At 73.1% G+C, this 7542-nt stretch carries 9 protein-coding genes; 1 reads left to right on the top strand and 8 read right to left on the bottom strand.

Annotated elements, in window-relative coordinates; all coding sequences use genetic code 11:
- A partial coding sequence (locus B9S58_RS29435) for a M23 family metallopeptidase (RefSeq protein ID WP_258045123.1) occupies nucleotides 1-604 on the top strand: 604 nt, incomplete at its 5' end.
- Here B9S58_RS29435 and B9S58_RS29430 read toward each other — a convergent pair.
- The 8 genes from B9S58_RS29430 to lepB all read right to left on the bottom strand — a co-directional run bounded on the left by B9S58_RS29430 (nucleotide 555) and on the right by lepB (nucleotide 7501).
- Entirely contained in the window at nucleotides 555-1112 is a 558-nt protein-coding gene (locus B9S58_RS29430) for a TetR/AcrR family transcriptional regulator (RefSeq protein ID WP_103535007.1), read from the bottom strand. The two genes, B9S58_RS29435 and B9S58_RS29430, sit on opposite strands and share 50 nt — an antisense overlap.
- Before the next feature lie 111 nt (nucleotides 1113-1223).
- On the bottom strand, nucleotides 1224-2060 hold the full coding sequence (gene whiG / locus B9S58_RS29425) for an RNA polymerase sigma factor WhiG (RefSeq protein WP_003965944.1): 837 nt from the start codon (nucleotides 2058-2060) through the stop codon (nucleotides 1224-1226).
- Between the two features lie 254 nt (nucleotides 2061-2314).
- Complete coding sequence (gene dprA, locus B9S58_RS29420) at nucleotides 2315-3427, bottom strand: DNA-processing protein DprA (RefSeq protein WP_103535006.1); 1113 nt, start codon at nucleotides 3425-3427, stop codon at nucleotides 2315-2317.
- Between the two features lie 317 nt (nucleotides 3428-3744).
- On the bottom strand, nucleotides 3745-5367 hold the full coding sequence (locus tag B9S58_RS29415; RefSeq protein WP_103535005.1) for a YifB family Mg chelatase-like AAA ATPase: 1623 nt from the start codon (nucleotides 5365-5367) through the stop codon (nucleotides 3745-3747).
- Nucleotides 5367-5726 carry a YraN family protein gene (locus B9S58_RS29410; RefSeq protein ID WP_103535004.1) on the bottom strand — a complete coding sequence of 120 codons (360 nt, stop codon included), beginning with the start codon at nucleotides 5724-5726 and terminating at the stop codon, nucleotides 5367-5369. Before B9S58_RS29410 ends, B9S58_RS29415 begins: the two co-directional genes overlap by 1 nt.
- A 161-nt stretch (nucleotides 5727-5887) precedes the next feature.
- Nucleotides 5888-6196, bottom strand: a complete 309-nt coding sequence (locus B9S58_RS29405; protein ID WP_003965949.1) for a DUF2469 domain-containing protein — start codon at nucleotides 6194-6196, stop codon at nucleotides 5888-5890.
- A 64-nt stretch (nucleotides 6197-6260) separates the two neighbouring features.
- On the bottom strand, nucleotides 6261-6749 hold the full coding sequence (locus B9S58_RS29400; RefSeq protein WP_103535003.1) for an NUDIX hydrolase: 489 nt from the start codon (nucleotides 6747-6749) through the stop codon (nucleotides 6261-6263).
- The gene (gene lepB, locus B9S58_RS29395; RefSeq protein ID WP_103535002.1) at nucleotides 6746-7501 is read right to left on the bottom strand and encodes a signal peptidase I; all 756 of its coding nucleotides are present in this window, start codon (nucleotides 7499-7501) and stop codon (nucleotides 6746-6748) included. Before lepB ends, B9S58_RS29400 begins: the two co-directional genes overlap by 4 nt.
- Between the last annotated feature and the right edge of the window lie 41 nt (nucleotides 7502-7542).

Raw genomic sequence — 7542 nt, 5'->3', positions numbered from 1 at the left:
CGTCGGCCGGCGCCGCACCCTCGGGCCGGCCGCCGACTGCCGGGCCGTGGCGCCCTTGCCGAGGCCGGGGGCGGACACCGATGCCGACGACGACGGCTGCCGGAGCTGGCCGCTGGCGGGGAGACCCGCGGTGTTACGGGGATGGGAGCCGCCCGCCGGTCCGTACGGGCCCGGCCATCGCGGTGTGGACCTCGCGGCGGACCCGGGCGCGCGGGTGCTGGCGGCCGCCGGAGGCCGGGTGTCGTTCGCCGGGCGGGTAGCGGGACGCGGGGTGCTGGTCATCGAGGTGGCCGGCAGCGGTTCCCCGCCGCTGCGCACCACGTACGAACCGGTGCGGGCGCTGGTCGCGGAGGGCGTGAGCACCCGGGCCGGGCAGCCGGTCGGAGTGCTGGAGGCCGGGCCGTTCCACTGCGCGGATGGCTGCCTGCACTGGGGGCTGCGGCGCGGGGATGCCTATCTGGACCCGCTCTCGCTGCTGCCGCCCGCACTGCTGCGCGGAGGCCCCTCGCGGCTGCTGCCGGTGTTCGGGGTGCCGGAGCCGGGTGCTGTCCGGGTCAGCCGCTCACACCGCGCAGGACCATCGCGACGACGGTGTCCGCGATGACGCCCGGCTCCTCCGCGACGCCCAGTTCGATACGGCGCACGGCGGCGTCGACCGAACCCTGCAGGAGCATGGCGGCCAGCCTCGGCTGCGCGTTGCCGAGATCGCCCAGCGCTTCGACGATCATGACGATCAGCCCGCCGTGCGCGGCCCGGATCTTCTCCCGGGCGCCCGCGTCCAGCTCACTCGCGGAGATCGCCACGACCGCGCGGTGACGGCGGTCCCCGACGAGGTCGAGCTGCCGGCGCACATACGCCTCGATCTTCGCCTCGGGCGTCTCGGCGCACTGCATGGCGTTCTCGACCTCGGCCGCCCACACGGGGAAGTCGACGGCGCACAGCTCCTCGACGACGGCTGCACGGGAGCGGAAGTACTCGTACACGGAGGACCGGGCGAGGCCCGTGCGTTCGGCGAGTGCGGGAAAGGTCAACGCCTCCGTACCGCCCTCGGACAGCAGGGAGCGCGCGGCGTCCAGGAGGGCGCCGCGCTGCATGGTCCGGTGCTCGGCCACGGAGGCCGCTCGAATCCTGGGCACGTATCCACTCTACGGCGGCAGACGTGCGGGGGAAGGGCACGGCCTCCGATCGGATGGCCGGAGAGAGCCGGGATCGAGAAGGGGACGTCAGCGGCCCGCGTCGGCCAGCTTCGCCCGGAGCTGCAGCACGGACTTGGTGTGGATCTGGCTGACCCGGCTCTCGGTCACCCCGAGGACGTTGCCGATCTCCGCGAGGGTGAGGCCCTCGTAGTAGTAGAGGGTCACCACGGTCTTCTCGCGGTCGGGGAGGGTGTTGATGGCCCGCGCGAGCAGTCTTCTCAGCTCGCGGTCCTCGGCGACCTCCACCGGATTGTCGGCGGCGGTGTCCTCCAGGGTGTCCATCAGGCTCAGCCGGTCGCCGCCCTCGCCGCCGACGTGCAGCAACTCTTCCAGGGCAACCACGTTCGCCAGCGACAACTGGCTGAAAACAGCATGCAGTTCCTCCAGCGCGATACCCATCTCCGAGGCGACCTCGGCTTCCGACGGCGTACGCCGGAACTGCGCCTCCAGCGTGGCGTACGCACGCTCCACGTTGCGCGCCTTCTGCCGCACGGACCGCGGGATCCAGTCCAGGGCCCGGAGTTCGTCGATCATCGCGCCGCGGATCCGGGTGATCGCGTACGTCTCGAACTTGATGGCCCGTTCGATGTCGAACTTCTCGATGGCGTCGATCAGTCCGAAGACCCCGGAGGAGACGAAGTCGGCCTGCTCGACGTTGGACGGCAGCCCCACGCTCACCCGGCCCGCGACGTACTTCACGAGCGGCGAGTAGTGCAGGATCAGCTGCTCCCGCAGCCGCTCGTCGCCCGTGGTCTTGTAGGAACGCCACAACTCGTCGAGGGAGGAGGGAGCGGGAGGGCGCACAGTGCCACGCGCAACCGGTGGTACTGCCGCGCGGTCAGACCCGGAGGTGTGCTGGGGCATGTGGTGCCTTGAGCCGTTCTGCCGTGAAGTGCCGGGGGACTTTTGTCTGGGGCGGAATCCTTGTGAGCGTAGCGTGACTGCGGCGTCGCGGTCCGCGCAGGACGGGAGATCCATGCCGCGCGATCGCGTGTCGCCGTTCACGCTGTCCGCGCCCGCCGGGGGCCGGGGCCGCCGCCGTGGGCGCGGGTCCCGGACAGGTCACCGATCGATCGTGCGAGGTCATCGGCCTTACCTTTTCACCCGAATGCTCCAGGTCAAGTACCGCCTCGCCGCGCGTCGTCGTCGTGTGCCGAAGGAAGCGTCAACCGCCAGCCGTCGCCTTCGCGTTCGACGAACCCCAGTGAGTGCAGTTCGTACAGTCGGCCGAGCGTTTCGTCGGCGGACGTGCCCGCGGTGCGGGCAAGGTCACGGGGGTGGGTGACACCGTGGTAAGGGAGCGCTTCGAGGACCCTCGCGGTGACCGCGTCCAGCTGGTCCCTGGGCAGCACCGGGCCGCGTCGGACCGGCGGGAGGTCGCCGATGTCCCCGACCAGCTCGACGACTTCGTCGGCATCGGTGACGAGCACGCCCTCACCGCGCAGCAGCTCGTGGACCCCTGCCGACAGGCCGCTGGTGACGGGGCCGGGCACCCCCATCGCGAGGCGGCCGAGCCGTTGCGCCTGGCGGGCGGTGACCAGCGAACCGCTGCGGTATTCGGCCTCGACCACGACCGTTCCCCTGGTCAGCGCGGCGATGACGCGGTTGCGCAGGATGAATCTGCTGCGGGTGGGGTGGGAGGACGGCGGCAACTCGGCGACGACGAGCCCCTGTTGCGCCAGCCGCCCGAGCAACTCGGCGTGCCCGCGCGGGTAGGCGACGTCGACACCGCAGGCGAGCACCGCGGTCGTCGCTCCGCCCGCGGCCAGCGCGCCGCGGTGGGCGGCCCCGTCCACCCCGAACGCCGCCCCCGACACCACCACCCAGCCGCGCTCCGCAAGCCCGGAGCCGAGGGACGCCGCCATGTGCGCCCCATACGGGGTGCAGGCCCTCGCGCCGACCACCGCGACCGAGCGCAGGGACCACAACCGCAGGTCGGGCCGCCCCCGCACCCAGAGCCCGACGGGCCGCGCGTCGCCCAGGTCGTCCAGCTGGCTCGGCCACTCCAGGTCCCCCGGACAGACGAAGCGCCCGTCCACCGCGGCGACCGCGGCCAGGTCCCGCGCCGGCTCCACGGCGGCCGCACGCAACCGGTAGCCCCCGAGCCGTACGGCGGTCATCCCCGGCAGCTTCTCGGCGGACCCGTCCTCGACGGTGAGCCTCCGCATCAGCTCGACCGGCCCGGTCCGCCGGAGCCAGCGCCCGGCCCGCTCGTCCCCCGGCTCCAGCACCCGCGTCAACGCGGCCCTGGCCACCCGCTCCGACTCCCGGTCCCCGTCGTCGCGGCCGGGGCCGTCGTCCCGGTCCGGATGCCCGTAGCGGCCACGATCCCGGCCGGGCTCCGGCGGGTGCCCCCGCTCCGGCTCCGGCCCGCACCCCTGGTCAGGCTCTGCGCCGCGCCCTCGCTCCGGTCCACACTCCGACCCGTGCTCCTGCCCCGTCCCGTACTCCTGCCCCGTCCCTTGCCGTTGCCTCGGCCCGCCTCCCCGGCCCGGGCCGTGCTCCTCGTTCCGCTCCGGCCCGTGCCACCGCTTCCCCGTCAGTCCGGTCACCGCTCCCCCGCCCCCATCGGCACCCCGCGCTGGATCCCCGTCCGCAGTTCCAGGGCGACCGTCACGTCGGAGGAGTCCGGGCGGTCGGCGCCCCGCAGGTCCGCCACGGTCCACGCCACCCGCAGCACCCGGTCCAGGCCCCGGGCCGTGAGGATCCCGCGTTGCAGGTCCCGCTCCGCCGCCGCCAGCGCTCCCGGGGCCGCGAGCAGCCGGGTCCGCAGCTCATGGCCGGGCACCTCGCTGTTCGTGGTCCACGGGGTGCCCGCCAGCCGCTGGGCCGCCCGCGCCCTGGCCTCCCGTACCCGTGCGGCCACGACGGCCGTCGACTCGCCCCGGCCGCCCTGCCCCAGGAGGTCCGCGCGGTCGACCGGCTCCACCTCGACCCGCAGGTCCACCCGGTCGAGCAAGGGCCCGGACAGGCGCGCCTGATAGCGGCGGACCACCGAGGGCGGGCACTCGCACCCCGCGCCGGTGAGGGTGTGCCGCCCGCAGGGACACGGGTTGGCGGCCAGCACCATCAGGAACCGGGCGGGCAGCCGCACCACTCCCGCCGCCCGCGCGACCACCACATGACCGGACTCCAGGGGCTGGCGCAGCGCGTCGAGCGCCTTCCCCGAGAACTCCGGGGCCTCGTCCAGAAAGAGCACCCCGCGATGGGCGAGGGACACCGCTCCGGGCCTCGGCATCCCGTTGCCCCCGCCGACCAGGGACTGCATGGTCGCCGAGTGGTGCGGGGCGCAGTAGGGCGCCCGGGAGACGAGCGGTTCACCCGGGGGGAGGATGCCCGCCACGGAGTGGACCGCCGTCACTTCGAGGGATTCCTGCCGGGTCAGCGGCGGCAGGACCGCCGACAGCCGCTCGGCCAGCATGGTCTTGCCCGCGCCCGGCGGGCCCGAGAACAGCAGATGGTGTCCTCCGGCCGCGGCCACCTCCAGGGCCTGGCGAGGGCGCGGCTGCCCCGCGACGTCCGCCAGGTCCGGACGGTGTCCCTCGCCCCGTGCGGCGGCCGGGGCGAGCCCCGCGCCGAGGCCCGTACCGGGGATCATGAGCCCGGCCAGCATGGCGTCGGGGCGCCCCTGGTCGTCCGCGGGCTCCTCGGGCACCGGATCGTCGCACAGAATCGCGATGAGCTGGCGCAGGCTCCGGACGCCGAGGACCGAGACGCCCGGCACCAGGGCCGCCTCCCCGGCCGACTGCTCGGGGACGACGACCTGCTCGTACCCCGCTTCGGCCGCCGCGAGGACGGCGGGCAGCACGCCCCGCACCGGACGGACGCGGCCGTCCAGACCCAGTTCGCCGATCATCACCACATCGGCGATCGCGGCGGGATCGATCCGCTCCGCCGCTCCGAGGACCGCGCTGGCGACGGCGAGATCGAATCCCGAACCGCTCTTCGGCACGGAGGCCGGCGAGAGCCCGACCGTGAGCTTCTTCTGCGGCCACTCGGCCCCTGAGTTGACCACGGCGGCCCGCACCCGGTCCCGGCTCTCGATCAGGCTCTTGTCCGGCAGTCCGACCAGGGTGAAGGCCGCCACCCCCGGCTCCAGGCCCGCCTGGACCTCCACCACCACGCCCTCGACGCCGACCAGGGCCACGGAACACGCTCGCGCGAAACCCATCAGGACACCCCCCGGGCGTGCTCCATGACCGGGGCTCCGCGCCGGGGCACGGTCACCCCGATCAGGTCGATGCGGACCCCGCCGGGCGGTGGCCCACCGTGCCGGTCGAGCCAGATCTCAGCGAGCCGTCGCAGCCGGTCGGCCTTGACCGGGCCGACCGCCGCCATGGGGTGTTCGAAAGCGTGTGACCTGCGTGTCTTCACCTCGCAGAAGACGAGGGCGTCGCCATCCCTGGCCACGATGTCGATCTCTCCGGCGCGACAGCGCCAGTTGCGCGCGACCACCGCCATCCCGGCTTCGGCCAGCAGCCGCGCCGCCAGACCCTCGCCGTACCGCCCGAGTGCCCCCCGTGCGTTCATATCGGCACCACCTCCGGCACCGACTGTGACCCGGCCCGCCCGAAGATGTGGATCTTGGTGGACAACTCCGCGGATGTGGAGAACCCGGCCACCCACACGGGTGACCGGGTCGCTCACTGCAACGCGCGTGTCGGCGGCCCCGCACCGCGGGCCGCGCGGGGTCAGCCTCCCGGAAGTTCCAGATCGCTCTTGTTGAGCTCTTCGATGTTGACGTCCTTGAAGGTCAGCACGCGGACCTGCTTGACGAACCTCGCGGGCCGGTACATGTCCCAGACCCAGGCGTCCGCCATGGACACCTCGAAGAAAACCTCACCCTGGACGGAGTGCACCTGCATCTCGTAGTCGTTGGTGAGGTAGAAGCGCCGTTCGGTCTCGATCACATATTTGAACAGACCGACGACATCGCGGTACTCCCGGTAGAGCTTCAGCTCCATCTCGGTCTCGTACTTCTCGAGGTCCTCGGCGCTCATGGCATGTTTCCCCTTCAGCCGTGCGTGCCCCCATTGTGCGTCAGCCTCCGGCACCCCTGGACGGTTAGACGATTTCGGGGGCCAGAACCAGCGGATCACGCGGGGGGCCCTCGTCGAGAAGCGTGCGCAGCAGCTCGGCGAGTCTGGTCGGGTACACCGTCTCACGCGTCGCGAGCAGTTCGGCGGAAGTCCACCACCTCAGACCGGCGACACTGCGCAGTTCCAGGTCGGTGAGGCCCTGCGGGGCGGTGGCGGTCTGTGCCGTGCGGGCCAGGTAGTACCACTCGTCCTGGTCCCAGCGCCGCCCGTCGAACGGGAAGGAACAGATCCGGGTCCAGAGCAGCGGGCCCAGCTCGATGTCCGTGATGCCGGTCTCCTCGGCGAGCTCGCGGCGGGCCGCCTGCTCCCGTGTCTCATCGCCCTCGAGACCGCCGCCCGGGGTGAACCACCAGGTGGCGGCCGGGTCGTCCGGCTCGTGGCCGTGCAGCAGCAGCACGCGGTCGTCGGGGTCCAGGAGGACCACCCGGGCGACCTTGCGGGCCCCGGAGGTCACCGGGCCCCTCCGGCGGCCGTCTTCCGGCGGGCGAGGCGCGCTGCCACAGGCCCGTACACCGCGCCGCCGAGGATCAGCACGACGCCCGCCAGGATCGCGCCCAGCTGGAGCGGCAGCGGCCCGGCGGCGGACACCCCGCCGGGCAGTGCGGCGAACGAGGAGGGCCGGTCGATCATGCCGTTCATCGGCCAGGCCACCGCGTCCACCCGGGCCCGCACGGCGCTCAGCGGTACGGATCCCTCGCCGGCGTCCTGGAGGTGGACCCGGGAATCCAGGGAGGTGGCCCGTTCGTCGCCGAGCAGGAAAATCTGGCCCTTGGGCACGGTGGCGGAGAAGTCCTGGGGCGAGGCCGGCGCCTCCTTGCCCGGGGCGGCGGTGCCCCGGTCGAGGTACGGCTCGTCGACGGGGTTCCCGTTGACGGTGAGCCGCCCCTCCTTGCCGCAGCAGGCCACCTTGTCGCCGCCGATCCCCACGACGCGCTTCACCATGGGGACAGCGCCCCAGACCTGATCGGTGAAGACCACCACATCACCGCGCCGGACGTCGGCGCCGTCTATCCGCTCGGCGAGCACCCGGTCACCGGGGTTCACCGTGGGAGACATCGAGGCGGTCGGGACCGTGTACGGCTGGTAGACCACCGCCGCCCAGACGAAACCGCCGAGGAAGAGCACACAGCCGACGGCCACCGCCATGCCCGACACCATGGCGCCGAGCCGGCTGCGGCCGTCTTCCTTGCGTCCTGTACCGCTCATCCCAGCGCTCCCCCGTCGGAGATCGACAATCGCTGATCCGA

The organism is Streptomyces sp. SM11 (assembly GCF_002910905.1).
In the GTDB taxonomy this organism is placed as follows: Bacteria; Actinomycetota; Actinomycetes; order Streptomycetales; family Streptomycetaceae; genus Streptomyces.
This window is presented reverse-complemented; position numbering and strand designations above follow the sequence as displayed.

Bases quoted from the DNA above. Each gene is read 5' to 3' on its own strand.
- whiG (WP_003965944.1), bottom strand. From the start codon at position 2,060: ATGCCCCAGCACACCTCCGGGTCTGACCGCGCGGCAGTACCACCGGTT.
- B9S58_RS29415 (WP_103535005.1), bottom strand. From the start codon at position 5,367: ATGGGTTTCGCGCGAGCGTGTTCCGTGGCCCTGGTCGGCGTCGAGGGC.
- B9S58_RS29410 (WP_103535004.1), bottom strand. From the start codon at position 5,726: ATGAACGCACGGGGGGCACTCGGGCGGTACGGCGAGGGTCTGGCGGCG.
- B9S58_RS29405 (WP_003965949.1), bottom strand. From the start codon at position 6,196: ATGAGCGCCGAGGACCTCGAGAAGTACGAGACCGAGATGGAGCTGAAG.
- lepB (WP_103535002.1), bottom strand. From the start codon at position 7,501: ATGAGCGGTACAGGACGCAAGGAAGACGGCCGCAGCCGGCTCGGCGCC.